At 47.9% G+C, this 20,855-nt stretch carries 17 protein-coding genes; all 17 read left to right on the top strand.

All coding sequences use genetic code 11. The features are described from left to right. The first annotated feature begins 147 nt into the window (after positions 1-147). The 17 genes from H70357_RS31570 (at position 148) to H70357_RS31490 (ending at position 20,375) form a co-directional block, all read left to right on the top strand. Complete coding sequence (locus H70357_RS31570; protein WP_038597407.1) at positions 148-405, top strand: DUF1146 family protein; 258 nt, start codon at positions 148-150, stop codon at positions 403-405. 196 nt (positions 406-601) lie between these two features. Further along, positions 602-1,978, top strand: coding sequence for a UDP-N-acetylglucosamine 1-carboxyvinyltransferase (gene murA, locus H70357_RS31565; RefSeq protein WP_038597404.1), 1,377 nt, complete (start codon positions 602-604; stop codon positions 1,976-1,978). Positions 1,979-2,259: 281 nt separating this feature from the next. Further along, positions 2,260-3,417, top strand: coding sequence for a stage II sporulation protein D (gene spoIID, locus H70357_RS31560; RefSeq protein WP_038597401.1), 1,158 nt, complete (start codon positions 2,260-2,262; stop codon positions 3,415-3,417). A gap of 61 nt (positions 3,418-3,478) precedes the next feature. Further along, on the top strand, positions 3,479-4,219 hold the full coding sequence (locus H70357_RS31555; RefSeq protein ID WP_038597399.1) for a stage II sporulation protein SpoIIQ: 741 nt from the start codon (positions 3,479-3,481) through the stop codon (positions 4,217-4,219). 225 nt (positions 4,220-4,444) lie between these two features. Then, entirely contained in the window at positions 4,445-4,732 is a 288-nt protein-coding gene (gene spoIIID / locus H70357_RS31550) for a sporulation transcriptional regulator SpoIIID (protein ID WP_038597396.1), read from the top strand. Positions 4,733-4,860: 128 nt separating this feature from the next. Continuing rightward, entirely contained in the window at positions 4,861-5,859 is a 999-nt protein-coding gene (locus H70357_RS31545; protein ID WP_038597393.1) for a rod shape-determining protein, read from the top strand. 50 nt (positions 5,860-5,909) lie between these two features. Further along, positions 5,910-6,785: a flagellar hook-basal body protein gene (locus tag H70357_RS31540; protein WP_038597390.1), complete on the top strand. Its 876-nt coding sequence runs from the start codon at positions 5,910-5,912 to the stop codon at positions 6,783-6,785. A 14-nt stretch (positions 6,786-6,799) separates the two neighbouring features. Further along, a complete protein-coding gene (locus tag H70357_RS31535; RefSeq protein ID WP_038597387.1) occupies positions 6,800-7,621 on the top strand; it encodes a flagellar hook-basal body protein in 822 nt (273 codons plus the stop codon). Between the two features lie 8 nt (positions 7,622-7,629). Beyond that, positions 7,630-7,860, top strand: coding sequence for a DNA-directed RNA polymerase subunit beta (locus H70357_RS31530; protein ID WP_038597385.1), 231 nt, complete (start codon positions 7,630-7,632; stop codon positions 7,858-7,860). A 293-nt stretch (positions 7,861-8,153) separates the two neighbouring features. After that, entirely contained in the window at positions 8,154-8,576 is a 423-nt protein-coding gene (gene fabZ, locus H70357_RS31525) for a 3-hydroxyacyl-ACP dehydratase FabZ (protein WP_038597382.1), read from the top strand. 48 nt (positions 8,577-8,624) lie between these two features. Beyond that, a complete protein-coding gene (locus H70357_RS31520; RefSeq protein ID WP_038597380.1) occupies positions 8,625-10,343 on the top strand; it encodes a phospho-sugar mutase in 1,719 nt (572 codons plus the stop codon). Between the two features lie 161 nt (positions 10,344-10,504). Beyond that, positions 10,505-12,541 carry a DUF5693 family protein gene (locus tag H70357_RS31515; protein ID WP_038597378.1) on the top strand — a complete coding sequence of 679 codons (2,037 nt, stop codon included), beginning with the start codon at positions 10,505-10,507 and terminating at the stop codon, positions 12,539-12,541. Then, positions 12,517-13,650 carry a polysaccharide pyruvyl transferase CsaB gene (csaB, locus tag H70357_RS31510; RefSeq protein WP_038597375.1) on the top strand — a complete coding sequence of 378 codons (1,134 nt, stop codon included), beginning with the start codon at positions 12,517-12,519 and terminating at the stop codon, positions 13,648-13,650. Before H70357_RS31515 ends, csaB begins: the two co-directional genes overlap by 25 nt. Then, the gene (locus tag H70357_RS31505) at positions 13,651-14,415 is read left to right on the top strand and encodes a WecB/TagA/CpsF family glycosyltransferase (RefSeq protein ID WP_379145783.1); all 765 of its coding nucleotides are present in this window, start codon (positions 13,651-13,653) and stop codon (positions 14,413-14,415) included. 113 nt (positions 14,416-14,528) lie between these two features. Then, positions 14,529-15,656 carry a glycosyltransferase family 4 protein gene (locus H70357_RS31500; protein WP_038597370.1) on the top strand — a complete coding sequence of 376 codons (1,128 nt, stop codon included), beginning with the start codon at positions 14,529-14,531 and terminating at the stop codon, positions 15,654-15,656. Between the two features lie 213 nt (positions 15,657-15,869). Beyond that, positions 15,870-19,778, top strand: a complete 3,909-nt coding sequence (locus tag H70357_RS31495) for an S-layer homology domain-containing protein (RefSeq protein WP_038597367.1) — start codon at positions 15,870-15,872, stop codon at positions 19,776-19,778. A gap of 255 nt (positions 19,779-20,033) precedes the next feature. Beyond that, on the top strand, positions 20,034-20,375 hold the full coding sequence (locus H70357_RS31490; protein WP_038597365.1) for a hypothetical protein: 342 nt from the start codon (positions 20,034-20,036) through the stop codon (positions 20,373-20,375). Positions 20,376-20,855 lie beyond the last annotated feature (480 nt).

The following is a 20,855-nucleotide window of genomic DNA, read 5'->3' as shown; positions in this document are numbered from 1 at the left end:
AAAACCTGTAAAAAATGAACATATTGTCATGAACCTGGGGCTTAATGGGCGAAATGTTTAAAAATTCGTAAAAGTACTGGATTCTTTTCATCTGCGCAAGTATGATATAAGAGTCGATTTCCAAGTAACATTCACACAGGAGGTAACATGGAACAAATGATCTACGATGATTTATCCAGCGCGATCGGTACCAGCGGTTTGGTTTCAATGATCGTTTCTTTGCTCTGTGTCGTATTATCTTGGTGGGCACTTCAGAACCTTAAGCTCGATTTGGTCATAAGATATCCCAAGAGCCCTCAAGGAAGACTGCTCCATCTGTTGCTGGCTATCGTCCTCGGTCATTTCGTGGCGGGGTTTCTGCTGGATTACCTGGGCTGGAGCGGGCTGCTCCGCAATGTGTTTTAATGCAAGTGAGTTTGGTTATATCTGTATAGGTCTATGGATGCGAAAAAGGTGTCGAATAATAAGGTTTTATTATGTCAACACTGAAGTTTAAGGAACGTGCCCGCACATCGGGCGCACAGACGGAATATCCGATATTTAACAAATGAATCTTAAATTCAAAATTATTTCAGAAATATGGACGCGGAGGGAAACCGAAATGAGCAAATTTATCGTCCGCGGTGGCAACAGATTGACCGGGAGCGTGAAAGTAAGCGGCGCAAAAAATTCCGTACTACCGATCATAGCCGCCTCTCTATTGGCAGAAGAAGGAGTTAGCGTCATTGTGGACGCACCTCCGCTAGACGATGTAATGACCATCAGCAAAGTGCTGGAATCTCTGGGTGCAGGTGTTACATACCAGAACGATATCATCGAGGTTGATGCTAGAAACATCACTTCCTGTGAAGCACCTTATGAATGGGTGCGGAAAATGCGGGCTTCTTTTTTGGTGATGGGCCCTTTATTGTCCCGTATGGGTCATACACGCATTTCTCTGCCCGGCGGCTGTGCCATCGGTACAAGGCCGATTGACCAGCATTTGAAGGGATTTGAAGCGCTTGGTGCCGAGATTAGCTTGGGCCAAGGCTACATTGAAGCGAAATCAAACGGTCGACTGCGTGGAGCCAAGGTGTATCTGGATGTGGCCAGCGTGGGTGCGACTGAAAATATAATGATGGCCGCAGCACTCGCTGAAGGCGTAACTGTGATTGAGAATGCCGCGAAAGAGCCGGAAATTGTCGATTTGGCCAACTATCTGAACGGAATGGGCGGCATTGTACGTGGAGCTGGGACCGGCGTCATTCGTATTGAGGGCGTAGAACGGCTTCACGGCGTAAAACATCATGTGATTCCTGACCGGATTGAAGCAGGTACCTACATGGCAGCTGCAGCGATCACAGGCGGGGATGTATACGTTGAAGGCGCGATTGCCGATCATCTCGGACCTGTTATTGCCAAGATGGAGGAAATGGGCGTTACGATCATTCCTGATGAGAATGGCGTGCGCGTCATCAGCGACAAGCCACTGAAGGCTGTTGATCTGAAGACATTGCCGTATCCGGGTTTCCCTACCGATATGCAGTCGCAAATGATGGCGCTGCTGCTTCGCTCCGTAGGTACAAGTGTCGTAACGGAGACCGTTTTCGAGAACCGGTTTATGCATGTGGATGAGTTCCACAACATGAACGCCGAGATCAAGATTGAGGGCCGTTCGGCGATTGTGACCGGCAATGCTCAGCTTGTCGGCGCTAAAGTGTGCGCTACGGACCTGCGTGCAGGCGCTGCGCTTATTTTGGCGGGACTTGTTGCCGAAGGGACTACGGAAGTGAGTGGTACGCATCACATTGACCGCGGGTATGTGAATCTGGCCGAGAAGCTGTCGGGACTTGGTGCAGACATTTGGCGGATTTCCATGGAAGAGCCGGCTGTAGCGGCATCTAAAGAAGAAATTGCCAAACCGGAAGCTACCAAAAGCGAATCATACAAAAGCGATGAGCTGAAGCCGCGCTTTCAGATTCAGCCAACCTGGGTATAATCGTAAATAATATAAATGAAATAGGCTGCTCCGCATTTGCGGTGCGGTCTTTTTTAAAAGATAAGAATTTATATGCTTCACGCTATAAATTATCCTTCTATTTCTCGCTGAAACGGATACCGTCCTTTTGAGGACGGCGAAGCCGTTTCCACTTGTGCCGATTGAGAATTTTGCTAACTTCACGGCAATTTGATTCTCTCACTCTCAGAATAGCGTTCTAGCAGTTGTGGAAAACTCATATCTATAAGAATCACCGGTGACTTACGGAAGGAGCCATAGAGATGAAAGATTTCCACTACCTGCGGCGCAAATTCAAACGCCGTTACGCACGCACCCGGCGCGGAGCGCCCCGTATCCAGCGGCTGGCCCCGGCCGCCTGGCTCGCAGCGCCGCTGCTGGCAGCGCTGCTGCTGCCGCTGGCGATTGTCCCGCTGCGCGGAGGCGGGCATCCGCATCCGGTGCCCAAGGCCATGCCACAGGCCACGGACCGGCCTGTGGCGCCTGAGGCGGCTGCGGGGGAGGCCCCGCAGCCGGAAGTGCATGTCTATTTGTCGCAGAGCGGACAAATAGAGACCCTGCCGCTGGAGGAGTACGTCAGCGGCGTGCTGGCGGCCGAAATGCCGGCGGACTTTGAGCTCGAAGCGCTCAAAGCGCAGGCCGTGGCCGCCCGCACGTTCATTATGCGCCGCCTAGTGGCCGGCGACAGCAGTGGCGTGCCCGTTCCGGGCGCGGATGTGACCGATACGGTAAGCCATCAGGCTTACGTCTCGCAGGCGGCGCTGGAACGGGATTGGGTGCGCGGCGGCAAAAGCGCCGGGCTGGCCAAACTCCGCCGCGCGGTCCGCGAAACGCGCGGCGTCATTATGACCTATAAGGGGCAGCCGATCACCGCCTCCTTTTTCGCCTCCAGTGGAGGCTATACGGAAAATTCGGAAGACTACTGGAATGCCGCCGTGCCTTATTTGCGCAGTGTAGCCAGCCCCTGGGAGCAGGAGATTACACCGAATCTCGCGGTAACCTATACCTTTAGTATTTCAGAGCTGATAGGCAAGCTGGGGTTAAGCGGCAAGGCTTTACCTGCTTCCAAGGATCTTACAGCTTCCGGAGGGGCGAAGCCGGTCTCCTCTTCTTCTGCACAGATGCCTGTGAAAGTACTGTCTCTGACTGCGGGACACCGGGTCAAGGAGATATCGATTGGAGGAACCGTATTTACCGGACGGGAGGTGCGCGAGAAGCTGGGGCTGCGCTCCAGCCAGTTTACCTGGAAGCGAAAGGGCAGCGAGTATATAATCACAACTTACGGGAATGGACACGGAGTCGGCATGAGCCAGTGGGGGGCAAACGGCATGGCCAAGGAAGGCAGCACAGCGACACAAATTCTCAAACACTATTACAGCGGTATCTCTTTTGTTCAAGTCTCAACTCTTCTGAAAAAATAACTTGAAAGATACGTATAAAAGCGAAGCGCCCGGTAACACTGGTTACTGAGGTGATAAACATATGAATGAACAAGAAAAAAACAAATCAACCCATGATGAATCTCTCAAAAACAAGCAGGGAGATTCAGGCGCTAAGCCTTCTTCATGGAACAGGCTGTTCTCCAAACGGTGGGTATTCCCGGCAGTCTACACGGCGGCAGCGGCTATTATACTAACCTTGGTGTGGGTCTATCAGGATGCCGGCCAGAAGCCGCTGAACTCCGACACCAACGCAGTCGTTTCACAGGATGCCGCTAAACCCAGCAAAGAAGCCGGTGCAGCAAACGACCCTGAGGCTTTGGAAGTTGTCGCTTCGGCAGAAACTCTGACCTGGCCTGTAGCCAGTCCCGGAGAAGTGGAAGTGGTAAAACCGTTCTATGATGAGAATGGGACGGAAGAGAACCATGTAGCGGCTATGGTGCAGTACAATGACACCTTCGTGCCGAATGTCGGAATCGACATCGCACGTGAGGACAACAAGACGTTTGATGTCAAGGCAGCGCTTAGCGGTGAAGTAACACGGGTTGAAGATGTTGCAGTGTTCGGCAAGGTTGTAGAGATTACCCATCCGAACAATCTGAAGACGGTATATCAGAGCCTCGGCGACACCAAAGTGAAGCAAGGCGATGAAGTAAAGCAAGGCGACACGCTGGCAACGGCCGGACGCAGTGAAATTGAGAAAAATCTTGGCAATCATGTGCACTTTGAAGTGTACGAGGATGGCAAGGTAGTCAATCCTTCGGATCTGCTGCCGCAGCGTTAAGCATAACTTTTAGACAGGAGGCGAATGCCTCCTGTTTTTTTGTTGCTGTGTTCTGCGGAGCATAGCAGGACAGAAGTAAGCTGTTTTCCGCCGAAATGGGCCCTTCTTACGGTTGTCCAGGAAATAAAATGAGCCTTCCAGGGCTTGTCATCCCCTGAAAGCGCGAATATATAGGCCCGCCCCTCATATAATGTACCAAACTATCCACAGTTGGGAGGCGGGAGCGTGCACGATTACATCAAAGAACGTACGATCAAAATCGGACGCTGCATCGTGGAAACCAGGCATACAGTCCGGACCATTGCCAAGGAATTTGGCGTTTCAAAGAGCACGGTGCATAAAGACTTAACCGAGCGTTTGCCGGAGATCAACCCTGATTTGGCCGATCAGGTGAAGCACATTCTCGAATATCACAAATCAATCCGTCATTTGCGGGGGGGAGAAGCCACAAAAATTAAATATAAGAAAACGACCGGTAAAAAACGTGAGGTTGCCGTAGCCGCAAAGCCATGATATTTTCGGAATTTTAAGCAATAATTCAGGTTTATTACATTGTGTATATCCCCTAAAGTATGGTATTTTTAAATTTGGTACTCACTAACTAATCTCATTTAAAATAACACTTTGGGGGCTCTTTCATTATGCTTAGCAAGGATATCGGAATCGATCTCGGTACGGCCAATGTGCTCATTCATGTTAAAGGGAGGGGAGTCGTTCTGGATGAACCCTCCGTGGTCACACTTGAAAGTGATACGAAGAAAGTCCTTGCGGTAGGTGAACAGGCGCGTCGCATGGTAGGACGGACACCTGGAAACATTACAACCATTCGTCCTCTTAGGGATGGCGTTATTGCTGATTTTGCCGTTACGGAAATGATGCTGAAATATTTCATCGACCGCGTTGGCGGCCGTACCTGGTACGCTAAGCCCCGCATTTTGATCTGTGCCCCCACGAATATTACATCAGTTGAACAGAAATCGATCCGTGAAGCGGCGGAACGCAGCGGGGCCAAGGATGTTTATATGGAAGAAGAACCCAAGGCCGCGGCAATTGGAGCGGGTATGGATATTTATCAACCAAGCGGAAATATGGTCGTCGATATCGGCGGCGGAACGACGGATGTAGCTGTCCTGTCCATGGGCGACGTCGTTACCGCCTCCTCCATTAAAATTGCAGGGGACAAGTTCGACGATGCCATTTTAAAATATATTAAACAGAAATATAAACTGCTCATCGGTGAGCGCACGGCTGAGGATATTAAAGTGACCATCGGAACAGTCCGGCCGGGCGGCATGCAGGCGGAAATGGATATTCGCGGCCGGGATATGGTCAGCGGACTTCCACAAACACTGACCATTAACTCCGGTGAGGTTAAAGAAGCATTATGGGATCCGGTTTCCTCTATTGTCGCTGCGGCAAAATCAGTGCTCGAGCGTACACCGCCGGAGCTGTCGGCCGACATTATTGACCGCGGGGTTGTACTGACCGGCGGCGGCGCATTGCTTAACGGGCTGGACGAGCTGCTCTCGGAGCAGCTGCATGTTCCTGTCTGGGTAGCTGAAGATCCGATGCACTGTGTGGTCAAGGGAACGGGGATTATGTTGGATCATTTGGACAAGGTCGTTAAGAAAAAGTTCTAAGCTGCCGATAATAAAGGATAATAGCAGATTCAGGAAGGGGAATTGCCCTCATGATTAGAGGATTATATACGGCCGCTGCCGGGATGGTCACGCAGCAGCGCAGACATGATACGGCGACGCAAAACATTGCCAATCTGAATACAACGGGGTACAAGCAGGTCGATAGTGTCAGCCATGCCTTTCCCGATGTATTGATTTCAGCCATGAGTGGCGGCACCACGAAGCCGGTAGGCCGCCTCAACACAGGGGTTTTTGCAGAACAATCTGTTTCCCAATATTTGCAGGGCGATCTGATTGAAAGCGGAAAGTCGATTGACTTTGCCTTGTCTACTGACTTACAGGTCGCGGACCCTGCTACCGGAGACAACATAGCTTTTGACGGGTCGGGCAAATATGTAACTCCTGAAGGCGAGGTTATCTACCGGCCGCAGGCATTTTTTACCGTTCAAGATAACGAAGGCAATAATTTATATACACGCAACGGAAGCTTCAGCGTTAGCGCGACCGGACAGGTGCTCAGCGCCGGAGGATTTAATGTTCTGGATGCTAACGGCAACCCGCTGGTCTTGACAGGCCCGCAGGATAATCTTAAAGTGGACGGGCAGGGCAATCTGATCAATACGGCTACAGGGCTTCCTTCCGGAACCAAAATTGGTGTCAGTGTAATCACGAGACCGCAGGAACTAGTGCGCGACGGTAACGGTGTCTTCCATGCCGATGATATTGAGGCTGCGGAAATCCGCTATGCTAACGCAGGAGATAACCTGCAGGTGCGCCAGGGATATTTGGAGAATTCCAATGTGGACCCTACCCAGGTAACCGTGGATATGAATGCTGCATACCGGGCGTATGAGGCGAACCAGAAAGTCATTCAATTCTACGACACCAGTCTGCAGAAGACCGTCAATGAAGTCGGTAGAGTATAGAGGGGGATTAATCCATGAACAATTCGGCAATCAGCGCTTCTGTCTCAATGTCCAGCCTTCAGCAGCGTCTGGATATTATCGCGGATAACTTTGCTAATATGAGTACCAATGGCTATAAGAGCAAAGAAGGTTCGTTTGAGGACGTTCTGACCCGTGTTCAGCAGCAGTCCAAAGACTACGATCAGCCCGGCCGCAGCATGCCGCTTGGCTTCAATATCGGCTTTGGGGTCCGTGTGCCTGGGGTTAAGACCAACTGGGAAGAGGGTCCGCTTCAAGAAACAGGGAATCCGACGGATCTGGCGCTGCAAGGTAACGGGTTATTTGGGGTTCAGGTGAATGGAGCTACCGCTTATACACGGCAAGGGGATTTTCATTTTACGCCGGATGTGTCCAACCCCGATAATATGATGTTGGTAGATAATACAGGCAATCCTGTATTGAATACAGACGGCAACCCTTTAACAGTACCTGCGAATGTAAGTGCCGCTATTGATGAGAGCGGCCGGGTGCTCACGAAGACCAGCGAGAATGCGCCGGCCCGGGTAGCGGGTACAATTATGATTGTAGAACCGCTAAGCAAGAGTGCGATGCAGGCAGTCGACGGTAATTTTTACGTGCTTGCTGACGGAGTCACAGCGCAGCAAGCCTTCCTCCAAAGAGCACCGGGTGAAGCCTCAGCAGTAGGAGTGCGTTCCGGATATCTGGAACAGTCCAACGTTGACCTCAGCAAGGAAATAACGGAAATGATGCAGATTCAGCGCACCTATCAGCTTGTCTCACGGGCACTTTCCTCCAGTGACCAGATGCTTGGCCTGGCCAATTCTATGCGTGGGTAGGTGAAGGAATGAGTCGTCAGGACAATAAGAAACCGGAAGAAGATCAACGGCAGCCGGTGAAGAAGCGTGGAGTATCCATATGGGCCATTATCCAGTGGATTATGATTCCCTTGCTGCTTGTAGCTGCGCTTGCGAGTGGTCTTGTGGTCGGTTACGTCGTTCTAGGCAAAAAGGAATTCAGTGATGTGCTTCTGTGGAGTACCTGGAAGCATGTATATGATTTGGTGTTCGCACCTTAAATATGAGGTGTTTTAAAGCTCCCTGGTTGTCTAAGGGAGTTTTCTTTTTTATACTGGAAAATGTATAATGATTGGGGACCAAGGAACGCCAAAAAGGGCCCTCTCCGCCATGCTGCCGCGTGCGGTGGAGAAAGCCCCTTATCTTAACCTCCACTGCTGCAGGTGGTGAAGGATAATTATAGTTTTTACCGAAGCCGCCAATATTTATGCAGACTTTGTAAAAGAATAAAATCAAAGTACTGCCCAGCGGATTGTTTAAACACGCGGTTACATCCGAAAGGAGCTTTGCGACAATGCTGGATATCAATCAAATTCAAGAAATAATACCCCATCGGCCTCCATTTCTGCTGGTGGACAAAATTACAGAAATAGAAATGGGCAAACGGGCTGTCGGCATCAAAAATGTGACGGTAAATGAACCGTTCTTCACCGGTCACTTTCCGGGTTATCCGGTAATGCCCGGCGTTCTGATTACAGAAGCTCTTGCACAGGTAGGCGCCGTAGCTATTCTGGGACTTGAAGCCAACCGGGGCAAAATCGGTTTTCTGGCCGGACTGGACGGTTTCCGTTTCCGTGGCCAGGTAGTACCGGGAGATACGCTAACGCTTGAGGTGGAGATTACCCGGCTTAAAGGCAGCATCGGAAAAGGCCAAGCCACCGCGAAGGTGGAGGGCAAGATTGTAGCCTCTGGCGAAATTATGTTCGCGCTCAGCTAGCACCTGTTATACAATCATATATCATAATATGGATAAGGAGAGATTCATATGACTGAATTAAGCCCGAAAGCGCTAGAAACATTGACACGTTGGCTGCAGGACCCTTCTGTGGATGAGAACACGAAGGCAGAACTTAACCTTCTTGCGAATGAAAAACAGGAACTGGAAGAACGCTTTTATAGAGATTTGGAGTTCGGCACAGGCGGATTGCGCGGGGTTATCGGCGCAGGCAGCAACCGGATCAACCGATATACAGTAGGCCGGGCCACTCAAGGTTTCGCTAATTATATACTGGAGCAGCATACTGGAGAAGGCAGACCTTCCGTAGTCATCGCGCATGACTCCCGCCGCTTCTCACCCGAATTTACGCTGGAGGCAGCCCTTGTGCTGGCCGGCAACGGTATTGAGGCGCATCTGTTTCCATCCCTGCGTTCGACGCCGCAGCTTTCCTTTACTGTCCGTCATTTGAAGGCGTCAGGTGGCGTTGTTATCACAGCAAGCCATAACCCGCCGGAATACAACGGCTATAAAGTTTATAATGCTGAAGGTGGACAGCTGGTGCCGGACGAGGCGGAGAAAGTCATTTCCTACATATTGGAGGTTGATTCCTTCAATGGTGTAAAGCGGATTTCCCGTGAAGATGCAGAAAGTCAAGGCTTGCTGCATTGGCTGGGAGAGAAAGAAGACGAAGCTTTTACAGATACAGTAGCTGCTGTGAGTGTTGCCCGTGAAGAGATCGCTTCTACTCTTGGCAAAGATTTCAAGATTGTGTACACTCCGCTGCATGGAACGGGCAATTTGCCGGTCCGCAGTGTACTGAAGAAGATCGGCTTTACGCAGGTCCATGTGGTGCCAGAGCAGGAGCAGCCGGATTCTGAGTTCTCGACGGTGAAATCACCGAATCCCGAGGAGCGGGAAGCCTTTACCCTGGCTATAAAACTTGGCGAAGAATTGAATGCCGACCTGCTGATCGGTACCGACCCTGATGCAGACCGGATGGGGGCCGTCGTACGGGACAATGAAGGGAACTTCGTTGTTTTATCTGGTAACCAGTCCGGGGCCCTGATGATCCATTACTACCTGAGCCGTTTGCAGGAACAAGGCAAGCTGCCGAAGAACGGTGCTGTTGTCAAGACCATCGTGACGAGTGAAATGGGCGCAGCGGTTGCCGAGCATTATGGCGCTACTGTATTCAATACGCTGACCGGCTTCAAATATATCGGGGAGAAAATGACCCAGTTCGAACAGTCCGGGGAATACACGTACCTCTTCGGTTACGAAGAGAGTTATGGTTATCTTGCCGGCAATTATGCCCGGGACAAGGATGCCGTTCTGGCTTCCATGCTGATTGCAGAAGCTGGGGCGTATTACAAAGCTCAAGGCAAGACGCTTTATGATGTGCTTCAGGAGCTGTACAGCAAGTTTGGGTTCTTCCTGGAAAGTCTGGAATCACGGACGTTGAAGGGTAAAGACGGTGTAGCCCAGATTCAGGCAATCATGGATGACTGGCGCAGCAATCCCCCGCAGGAAATCGCAGGTGCTTCTGTAAGCGAGGTTCTGGATTACTCTCTGGGGCTGAATGGCCTGCCTAAGGAAAATGTGCTGAAGTATCTGTTATCCGACGGCTCATGGTTCTGCCTGCGGCCTTCCGGTACAGAGCCGAAGATCAAGGTGTACTTTGCGGTTCGCGGTGAATCGCTCCAGAATGCCAAGGATAAGGTTGCTGCACTTACGCAGCAGGTTATGGCCCGCGTTGACGGGAAATAATACGAGATAGCTAACTTCCCGCAGAAACGGATACTGCTCCTAACCGGATGCACATCCGTTTCTGCTTGAGTTTAGAGCGATTTTAATTAATATGTAGCTTGGCAGTGAAGACTGTTTTATAAACGGTACTAGGCTTCAAAGTGAAAGAGGAGGTACTTTTGGTGCAGCAGAAATGGCAACGATGGAATATAGCTTCGCGAAAGTGGTTGTGGATTATCGTAATAATTGGTGTCTTGGCTGCGCTCCCGGTTGTTTATGACCGGCTGCAGACGGAGAAATCATCCAAAACGGTTGAATTTGTATTTGATTACCGCGATCTGGTTGAAGTGGCCAGCTACCGCTCTAATCCGAAGGATTATATTTCCGACCAGCTTGACCGTTTAAAGGATGCCGGCGTTCAGAGCATGGCAATTTATGAAAGTACGCTTGAGGATTACCGTAAGGCCCGCCGTTTGATGTTATGGGGAGCGGCTGATATCGCTAATCTTACCGACACTGTGATTCCGGAGAATGAGAACTATACATATGTCCTCTTTACGAGCGCAGATAATAGTGATGCACTCTCGGCAATGATACGTGAAGCGTTCAGCGGTCTTGACATTGGAACGGAGGACTGGAGTTTCCGCGGACAGCAGGGTCTGATCATCAAGACTCCGATTGAAGATGCTACAATGAAACCGCTACAGCCGGATCCGATGACGCTGGACATGCTGCATGGCAAAGGGTTCAACATTGTCCCCCGTCTAGTGGACTCCTTAAAGTATAACCAGGAAGCAGTACAGAAACTGCTGGACCGCTATGAGGAACTCGGGGTCAAGCGGATTCTTTTCGAAGGCGAGTCGGTCAAGGGATATAATGATGACGCTGACTTAAAGAGTTTAGACGCCTTTGGAAAACTTATGAAGGAACGCGGAATGGGGATTGCTGCAATTGAGAATATTAAGGCCCAGCAAAAAGGTTTTAATAAACTCGCCTATGAGCTCGATTATAACGTCGCACGGTTGTATTCTCTCAGTGAAAAAGATTCTGGCTTGTCACCGGAAATCATTGCTGACCGTTTCGCGCTTGCAACCAAAGACCGTAATATCCGGATGATTTATCTCAATACGATTCCGGCAAGAAACACCGCTAAAGCTCAGGTGACCGACACGTTGGATAACCTCATAACGAGTCTAAGCGATCCCGGGGGTGCTGTAGATAAAATTGAGGATAACGGTTTTACCCTGGGACAAGCTACGGCTTTTGAAGTTGTAGACTCCTCCTATCAGCGTTATTTCAAGCTTGGGGCTGTAATTGGTGCGGTATCCATGGTTGCTTTGCTTGTCTCTTTTTTCATTCCATGGCTCACACTTCCTGCCTGGGTACTGGGATTGCTGGGAAGTGCCGGACTGCTTGTAGTAAAGCCTCAGCTTTTTGAACAGGCGTTGGCACTTGCGGTAGCTATCAGCGCCCCGACTGTGGCGACAGTAATGGCGATCCGCAAAATTAATGAACAGGGGCCGCCGCTTCGAACCAATAAACTAACCTATACGGTCATGAGTCCCAAGCGGCGTTTGGTGCACAGTCTTGTACTTTATGTGAAGACAGCACTGATCTCGCTTAGTGCCGTACCGTTTGTAATTGCACTTCTGAACAACATTACGTACAGCCTTGTGCTCAATCAGTTCCGTGGTGTCAGCCTGCTGCACTTGGCGCCGATTGCCTTGACTGCGCTGTATGTGCTTCTGTACCGTGGTGAATTCACTTTTAGCAAGACAGGCCAGCTGCTGCGTACTCCCATTACACTCATAATGGTTATCGCTGCCGGCGTTCTGGCGATCATGGGCTGGTATTACTTAACCCGGACCGGCAACAGCGGCAGTGTAAGTCCATTGGAGATGACTCTCCGGACCTTCCTGGAGAATACAGTTAATATCCGGCCGCGCAATAAAGAATTCCTGCTGGCACATCCGCTGTTCATTTTAGGTGCTTTCATGGCCTATAAATACCGGAATGCTGCGTTTATTATGATTATTGCGGTTATCGGCCAGCTTTCGATGGTGGATACCTTTGCCCATATCCATTCTCCTGTGTTGATCTCCCTGATCCGCGGATTGCTTGGGCTGGGAATTGGTCTGATTATCGGGCTTATCGCCGTTGGCGTATGGCAGATTGCAGAAGGGTGTTGGAAACGATGGTCGCCGCTGCTCAAAAAATAATCCTCTCCGGCTATTATGGTTTCCGCAACAGCGGGGATGAGGCAGTGCTGCAGTCTATTCTAGATGCGCTGCAGAAGCATTCACAAGCTGCCGGCATACCGGTTGAACCTGTTGTATTATCCATTGATCCGGAGTGGACAACGGCTACTTATGGTGTGAAAGCTGTCCACCGGATGAAGCTGGGTGAGGTACGCCAGGCCATTTTCGAGAGTGCAGGTCTCATCAGCGGCGGCGGAAGCCTGCTGCAGGATGTGACGGGCAGCAAGAGTATTCCTTATTACCTGGGGATTATAAAGCTGGCTCAATGGATGAGAAAGCCGACATATATTTATGCCCAGGGCATTGGTCCGGTAAACCGGAAGCTGTTCCATCCGTTGATCAAATCCGTTTTCCGCAAATGCAGCTATGTGTCTGTGCGGGATGAGCAATCTCGCCAGTTGCTGCAGACTATGGGTCTTGACCGGGAACTTGTTGAGGTTGTTCCTGATCCTGTGATGGGACTCTCTCTTCCCGAGGGTTTCCAACCCTTAGAGGAGATTACCCGCGATACTGCATTGAAGACCGTCGGGATATCGGTGCGTTACTGGGAGCAGTCCCGTAAGGAATTGGATGCCATTGCGCAAGGCCTGCTAAAAGCCTGTGGGCAAGTTCCGCTGCATCTGCGCTTCCTGCCTTTCCATCATTCCTCAGATAATGAGGCTTCCCGTTATGTGATGCAGAAACTGGAGGAAGGTATTGCGCGTCAGGGCGGCAGGATCAGCATCTGTGAAGATGCGCTCCATCCCCGGCAGATGTTGCGCGAGGTAGGAGAATGCGATATGCTGATCGGGATGCGGCTGCACAGTCTCATCTATGCTGCCGGAAGGCGTGTGCCGCTGATGGGGATCTCCTATGATCCTAAGATCGATCACTTTCTTGAGCGGATCGACTGTCGGCCCATCGGTTCTACGACTTCGCTGGACGGCGGAGAAGTTGCCGCTGAAGTCCTTCATCTTCTGGAAGCAGGAGATGATTGGAAACGTAAGCGCGAGCCGCTAATTGCTGCTTTAGTAGAAGAAGCCGAGGCTCCTGCCCGGCAAATTGTTGAATATTTCCACCGCAAAGGATGATTGATAGTGAAAGCAGAAAGTCCGGTACCTACAGTTCCAATTTTTGGCATCAGGGTGTCTAAAATCGATATGAAAGCCACAGTCGCTTATTTGACAGAAGCTGTCCGCAACCGTGAACCGCATCAGGTAATTACTGCTAATCCGATCATGGTTATGACCGCGCTGGAGAATCCCGCTTACATGGAGATCATGAAATCGGCGGAACTGGTGGTGCCTGATGGGACAGGCGTCGTGTGGGCTGCGGAATATTGTCGTGAACCCGTAGCGGAGCGTGTGGCCGGATTTGATCTTTTACATGAATTGCTGCGCCAAGGCGAAAGATATACCTGGAAGGTCTATCTGCTGGGCTCTACCCCGGAAGTGATTCACGAGACGTCTTCCCGGTTACAAACTCAGTATCCCGGGATCGTAATCTCGGGATATCATGATGGTTTTTTTGGACCCGACGACGACGAAAAGATTATTTCTGGAATTCTGGAGGCTCAGCCGGATCTGCTCTTTGTTGCCAGAGGCGCTGACAGCCAGGAACCTTGGATCGCCAAGTATAAATCCAGACTGAACATTCCGGTGATGATGGGGGTCGGAGGGAGCTTTGATGTGATCTCGGGCAAGACCAAACGGGCTCCCATTGCCTTCCAGAAACTTAGAGCGGAATGGTTATATCGTCTTCTTAAAGAACCGACACGCTATAAAAGAATGCTTGCGCTGCCGAAATTCGCAGTAAAAGTGATGCGTGAGAAAGATAAAGTGACAAAAGCTCAGTAAAATGCGGATATTCACCGTGAAAATAAGAATAGCAGCCCAAAAACGGAATTGGAATTTGTATTTAGTTCAGCGTATAATTCAATGCGGTAGAGAAATGGGGGTCGACTGATCAAATGTTAATCATATACATCGCCGGATTTATTGTGTGCATGGGACTCGCCTTACTCTTGACGCCGCTGGTGAAGAAATTCGCTATTAAGATTGGCGCTACAGATGTGCCGAATGCCCGTAAAGTGCATACGAAGATTATGCCCCGCCTTGGCGGACTTGGTATTTTTCTGGCGTTTGTGTTGGGCCTGCTTGCCGTATTGCCAATTATTCCTTATGACTTCACTCCGCGGGAGGTAAGCTTCATCAAAGCGCTGCTGTGTGGCGGCGGAATGATTGTTCTGATCGGCGGTTTGGATGACCGGTTTGAACTTTCGGCAAAGGTGAAGCTGCTGGGCCAGATTGCGGCTGCCTGCATAGTAGTCTTCGGTTTTGGTATTACTGTTGATTTCGTAAATATTCCTTTTCATAATACGTATTCTTCGCTGGAAAGCTGGATTGCTATTCCACTGACTATTTTCTGGATTGTGGGTGTCACGAATGCCGTTAACTTGATTGACGGGTTGGACGGGCTTGCTGCCGGGGTATCTGGTATCGCAATTGCCACCATTGCAGTGATGGCCTTCTTGATGGGAAATACAATGGTTGCACTTCTGTGCCTGCTGCTGCTGGGCAGCATCATAGGATTTCTGTTCTTTAATTTTCACCCCGCCAAAATTTTTATGGGTGATACAGGTTCACTGTTTTTAGGTTTTTGCTTGGCTCTGCTTGCACTTCTTGGGTTTAAGCAAATTGCCGTCGTTTCTTTTATTACACCGCTCCTCATTATAGGGGTGCCTTTGTCTGATACATTCTTTGCTATCGTACGCCGCAAGCTGCAGAAGAAACCAATATTCGCACCGGATAAAGGCCACCTGCATCATTGCCTGCGCGAACTGGGGTTCAGCCACCGTCAAACGGTACTGATCATTTATGGAATTGCTACATTTTTCGGTGTATTGGCTGTTATCCAGACCTCTGCCTCACTTTACGAAGCAAACTGGGTTACTTTTGTAGTCATTTGCGTAATGCTGTTCTTCCTGCAAATTGGTGCGGAGATTACCGGTGTCATCAGTAAGACCAAACGTCCTGTGATTGACTTCTTCCTGAGAATGCGAATGAAAGTTAGTCAGGAACGAGGCTCGAAGCTGTAGGATTTGTTTAAGATTTGTATTGCTATTAATATATATTTTTTTGAAAAGCTCATCCTGATGTAGGGTGGGCTTTTTGCATTCCAGAGGGGATTATTGAAGGAATTTGTTGAAGCGCAAATTATAAGCGTGTAGAAAATTCAAGGAATTCCTTCAAATTATCTTCTGTAGGACCGATAAAATAATTAATATCATCAAAAGGGAGAGATTAATGACATGCAGCGCATGAGAAAGCCATTTGTATGGACGCTTCTGTTCGCCTTAATTGTATCTTTAATTCCAACTGGACTTATGAATACTGCAGTGGCTGCAGATACGCTTAAGCCTACCAGTTATTTTACGCCAGATAATACGAAATTGAGAAACACTGTTGATCTGACATTACTGCCTCCAATAGAAAAACAAATCTCAAGAACCAATGTATTGCAAGTAACGGATGCTAATTTACCAGTTACAGGAACGTTTACAAAAGTTACGAGTTCTACTCTGGGGGCCAATGTACAACGTTTGAACTGGGATGATGGGAAATGGGTAGAGGATGCTACACATGTAACGCCAGGTGTTGTCCAGCTGGATATTGACAGTCCTGACAACCGCTTTAGCGCAAATCTGACATTGTTTCCAGGCATGAACAAGATTACTCTTACAGGGTCACAGGGAAGCAATGACCGTTCTGAGGCTTTTTATGTACTATTTGATCAGGTTCCTTATGTCGAGAGACTTCAAGTTCTGGGTGGCTCAGAGAAGCTTAATTTGAACGAAGGAGCACAATTGGTCGTAGCCAATAAAGAAATTACACTTGAAGGTAAAGCGTTAAATGCAACAAAGGTTACTGCTGCCATTAATAATGAAAGTGCATCAAACACCTCCTTACTGCAGGATGGAACGTTTTTCTCACAGCGTATGGCGCTTAATCCGGGTGTCAATAATCTTAAATTAGTTGTGCAGAATGGCTCAGATACATTGAGCTTTGAATATACGCTCTTTTATTATGATGAGAAGAATCCTATAGTTAAAATGTATTTGGTTGATTCGCAAAGTCAGGGTCAGGATCTGCTGTATGGCGATCAGCCGGTGATGACGGAAAATTCAGATACTGCAAAATTAATGGTTCAAATGATGGTTTCGGATAATGCGGGAGTCCCTTTTGCGGGTTCGGCAGTAGTGAAAATGAATGGAGCAGTGTCAACACCTACCTATGGGAGCGGTATAACACTGGACAGTGCTGGTCTTATCGGTTTGAACGCGGGAGATGAGGTCTTGGTACCCTCTCCTATCAAGAATGCACCTTCATATCGGCTGGTTTCTTTTGAAATGCCGCTGACCCTAAACAAAGACAATGCAACGCCAGCGAACAGATTAGAGACGCAAACACATAATCTTTCGGTAGCTTATGGAACCAAAACCGTAAATCGTTCTTTTGATTTTCAGTATATGAAAGATAGAATCGTAATCACGGATATGAAATATCTTGCAGGATACGATGGAACGGGCGATATTCCACCCGGGGTAGCTCTTAATGGGGCTAAGGTGGATGCCAGTGAGTTCTACATCTTGGTTAAAACAAATACAGCAGTGACTAGCCCGGCGAAACTGATTGCGAAATATTTACCGATTTCCACTGCAGGTCTGACACCGGAGTTGGTAACTTCTGTTTCAGGTACACAGCATATCTTTAAAATAAAGGATTTCCAAAACGGGAACCAGACCGTTAGATTCAACATTGAGGGTTCCTCTGCATATAAAGATGTTAATATTTCCTTTGCCTCTAAAAGCTATATTTATGTATCCAACCTTACAGATGGACAGACTATTGTTATTGATTCCGAGGCTGGCAAGACCCTTGCTATTAAGGGGCAATATATTGATTTCAATTCAAACTCCGATTACTTCGTGGCTGAAATGTATGTGAATGGAACAAAAGAAAGATCAACCGGCTTAGATAAAACTTGGTTTAAAAGCGCCGCAGGTGGATTTGAAGTTAATTTAGCGATTAATGCGACCGCGGGGCCATTAGTGTTTGGAGAAAATAAAATTGTCTTTACAGGCACAGGTACGGATGAAAAGGGGCAAACCCGGGAAGTCCGCAAGGAATTACGCATTTACATTCTCGATGAGAACGTATCAACCATAAGTAAGTTTCAACCCGCTGTGGGTACTGTTAGAAGTACATTTCCTGATTCAAGCTATGGGCCAACGGATGAACTGTTGACCAAACTATTTAACTTAACTCCTGATTTTATATATAAAGATAATCAGTATACTACCAGCTTGAAAACTTATGATCTGGTACTTAGAGGAAGCGGTGCGGTAAAACTCAATTTGAATATGGGAACAAAAAATATCCTGTCACTTGATATTCCTGCCATTGCGAATCCATCGGTTACTCCCAGCCCGACTTTTGCAGATAAACGCTATACAACTAATTTTGCCGGAAGTCAAAAAGACTTTGTAATGCGGATTCAGGATCTTGTGAATGATACGCCAGGAACGTATATCTACACTCTTGAGCTGATAAACAGTACAGGAGCCAAAACCAGTCAGAAGCTGGAGATTGTTAGAGAAGTAAGTGCGTATCGTATTCTCTCTCCTCAGCCTTCTGTAGGTACTCAATATGTTGTTAATAAAAACTTTGTTCATTTTGATATTGAAGCTGAAGGGGCTACAGATGTCATCATAGACAAAGAGAAAGCAGTCAAACGTACGGATTTGGGGCCAGGGAGATTTGTACTGGACTATGTAGGGTTGAAGGCAGATAAAGCTAACAGCATCAAAATTCAAATTGTTCGTGGTGCTACGACAAGTACAGACACTATTTCAATATTCTATACCGGTACAGTAGCAGTCGATGCACAATACATGTCACCTAAAACAGCAGACAAATACAGTGTGTTTAACAAAGCAGTGGAATTAACCTTCCCTAAAGGAACGGTAATGCAAAGTACGGATACGCGTAATTTGACGAAGTACTATCCTAATAACAAGCTGCGGTTTGGGATTGCAGACCCAGCCACGGGTGTTGTAGAACGGCGTAACGATTATGGGAACGTCATCGGCTTCCCTGAAACTTTTAAAGAGAGTGGCATACCAACTTGGACGATTCCAGATGAATTTACGCTCCGGTTCAATTCTCCTTATGAGAGCAGCAATTTTGGACGCATATCGGAAGTGTATTGGATCAGCGGAGGATTGGGTGAGCTTGGAACCACATCAACGCCAGGGCATATTCCAGCTACGAATGGTTTGGCTCCTTATTCTGTAGATGGATTGTTTGGGGATCCACAGACTCCTGCGGAACGTATCATTACACCGTCTAAGCGGGGGAAATTGACATTAGCCTTTGACCCGAATGTTGTACAAGACGCGGGAACTATTGTTACAGTCTTCAAATACAACAATAAAAGGGAATGGGAGAATATTGGCGGTACTGTAGATACCAATAAGCACACGATCTCCGTTCCTTTTGATGAATTTGGGTATTATAAGGTAATGAAAATGAGCCGAGGCTATAATGACGTCACGAATCATCAATGGGCCAGAAATATTTTGAACGCTCTTTACTCAAAGGGGATTATGAAAAATCTTCGGTTTGAGCAATTTGGAACAGACGATCAAGCGACACGAGGTGAATTCGCGACACTTCTGGTTAAAGGGTTGAATCTTCCACTTAATTATGATGACAACAAGACGTATTCCGATCTGGTGCCTGGAGCGAGTTCAATCACATGGGACTATGCCCATATTGAAACTGCGTCGAGAGCAGGTATAGTGACTGGACTTACCGATGGAGTATTTGCTCCGGATCAGCCAATTACTCGTGAGCAGGCAGCTGTAATGATTGCCAGAGCCCTGAAATTGAAATTGGCAGCTAACGATCAGAAATTAAAGGATTCAGTCGCCAAGTCATTTTTGGATTCCGGTAAAATAGAGTCTTACGCCTTGTCGGCAGTCCAAGCGGTGTCGAAGGCAAAAATTATGAATGGCGCTGAAGTAAGCATAGCTGGTCAAAAGAAGGCTTCTTACAACTTTAATCCTAAGTCTAATATGACCAGAGCTGAGGCTGGAAAGATCGCAGTAGAACTGTTAAAGAAGAGCACCACCATCTTCCCTAAAACCCTGAGCTAGATACATTTTAATTTGTTATGATATTACGGAGGGCTGGTTACTTGCCCTCCGTTTTGTATGCAAATGGAGTTGTTAAGGGTATGCCTTTATAAATCAATTTTCATTGGGTATAATAAGAAACGATCTATATATAGCTCTTCGGAGAAGCTGTGACTTCATGCAGGTTGCATTTCCATTTAGATATCTTTGTAATCTGCTCCCATTTACGTTACAATAATATTGAAAATAATATTTTCTGAAAGGTGAAAGCCATCCATGAAACCGATTTTAGCAAAAGCACAATTGGATTATATGAAAGCAAAGAATATGTTTGAGAATAGAGCGAAAATCCTGGAAAAGGAAATCACAGCAAAAAGAGCGTTACAGGAAATTTCACAGGATCTAATGGAGGAACTTGTACAAGCTACAGGATTCCATGATGCATACAATGATCTTGTTATTGCGGAGAATGCATTAATTGAATGGTCTCATACTACAATTAAGCATGAGAAGAGCTATCGGGAGAACCGCGTAGCGATTGACACAATGTACGAGAATGTCAATTCAAGCCCTGAGAAGCGGCAGGAATTGATTCAGCTATCGATGAAGATCCGTTAGTTATATGCTATAAAGTGAAAGCGCCGGTTACGGCGCTTTTTTGTTTTGGCTGATAAAGAAATTTCTGGGTTTGAAAAAAGGTGATTATGTTTATTAACTTAACAAATATTGTTTAATGACGTTTCGAAAGTTCGTGTGCTATACTGTTTCCCGTAGTCACCCATGATTAGCAATAGTTAGTAGAACTACATATGCTCTTCTATTGGAGCGGCATCGGGATGCCAAAAAAACTTTTTTTGAGTAAGGCGCAACTTTTCCGGAACTTCTGCGTTTAAAGTGTAGAGTCATTTGCACCAGACATTTGGGATGATCCAAATTAATGAAGGCGCAGTGATTGGAAAAATTAGCTTTACGTGACTTGAGGCACATTGTATAATACTTAGGTAGAATTAGGAATCTAGTATTGTCATGCCTTAAAGCGGTTTACAAGTTTCTGTGATACCCGTCACAGACATTATTTATACTTAATATGCTCAACTC

Origin of the sequence: Paenibacillus sp. FSL H7-0357, from assembly GCF_000758525.1 — a bacterium.
Lineage (GTDB): Bacteria > Bacillota > Bacilli > Paenibacillales > Paenibacillaceae > Paenibacillus_AQ.
Note: the sequence above shows the minus strand (reverse complement) of the source record. Positions and strands in the feature narration are given on the sequence as shown.

Excerpts from the sequence above, each read along its gene's own strand:
- H70357_RS31570 (WP_038597407.1), top strand. The coding sequence starts at position 148 with ATGGAACAAATGATCTACGATGATTTATCCAGCGCGATCGGTACCAGC.
- murA (WP_038597404.1), top strand. The coding sequence starts at position 602 with ATGAGCAAATTTATCGTCCGCGGTGGCAACAGATTGACCGGGAGCGTG.
- spoIID (WP_038597401.1), top strand. The coding sequence starts at position 2,260 with ATGAAAGATTTCCACTACCTGCGGCGCAAATTCAAACGCCGTTACGCA.
- H70357_RS31555 (WP_038597399.1), top strand. The coding sequence starts at position 3,479 with ATGAATGAACAAGAAAAAAACAAATCAACCCATGATGAATCTCTCAAA.
- H70357_RS31545 (WP_038597393.1), top strand. The coding sequence starts at position 4,861 with ATGCTTAGCAAGGATATCGGAATCGATCTCGGTACGGCCAATGTGCTC.
- H70357_RS31540 (WP_038597390.1), top strand. The coding sequence starts at position 5,910 with ATGATTAGAGGATTATATACGGCCGCTGCCGGGATGGTCACGCAGCAG.
- H70357_RS31535 (WP_038597387.1), top strand. The coding sequence starts at position 6,800 with ATGAACAATTCGGCAATCAGCGCTTCTGTCTCAATGTCCAGCCTTCAG.
- H70357_RS31530 (WP_038597385.1), top strand. The coding sequence starts at position 7,630 with ATGAGTCGTCAGGACAATAAGAAACCGGAAGAAGATCAACGGCAGCCG.
- fabZ (WP_038597382.1), top strand. The coding sequence starts at position 8,154 with ATGCTGGATATCAATCAAATTCAAGAAATAATACCCCATCGGCCTCCA.
- H70357_RS31520 (WP_038597380.1), top strand. The coding sequence starts at position 8,625 with ATGACTGAATTAAGCCCGAAAGCGCTAGAAACATTGACACGTTGGCTG.
- csaB (WP_038597375.1), top strand. The coding sequence starts at position 12,517 with ATGGTCGCCGCTGCTCAAAAAATAATCCTCTCCGGCTATTATGGTTTC.
- H70357_RS31500 (WP_038597370.1), top strand. The coding sequence starts at position 14,529 with ATGTTAATCATATACATCGCCGGATTTATTGTGTGCATGGGACTCGCC.
- H70357_RS31495 (WP_038597367.1), top strand. The coding sequence starts at position 15,870 with ATGCAGCGCATGAGAAAGCCATTTGTATGGACGCTTCTGTTCGCCTTA.
- H70357_RS31490 (WP_038597365.1), top strand. The coding sequence starts at position 20,034 with ATGAAACCGATTTTAGCAAAAGCACAATTGGATTATATGAAAGCAAAG.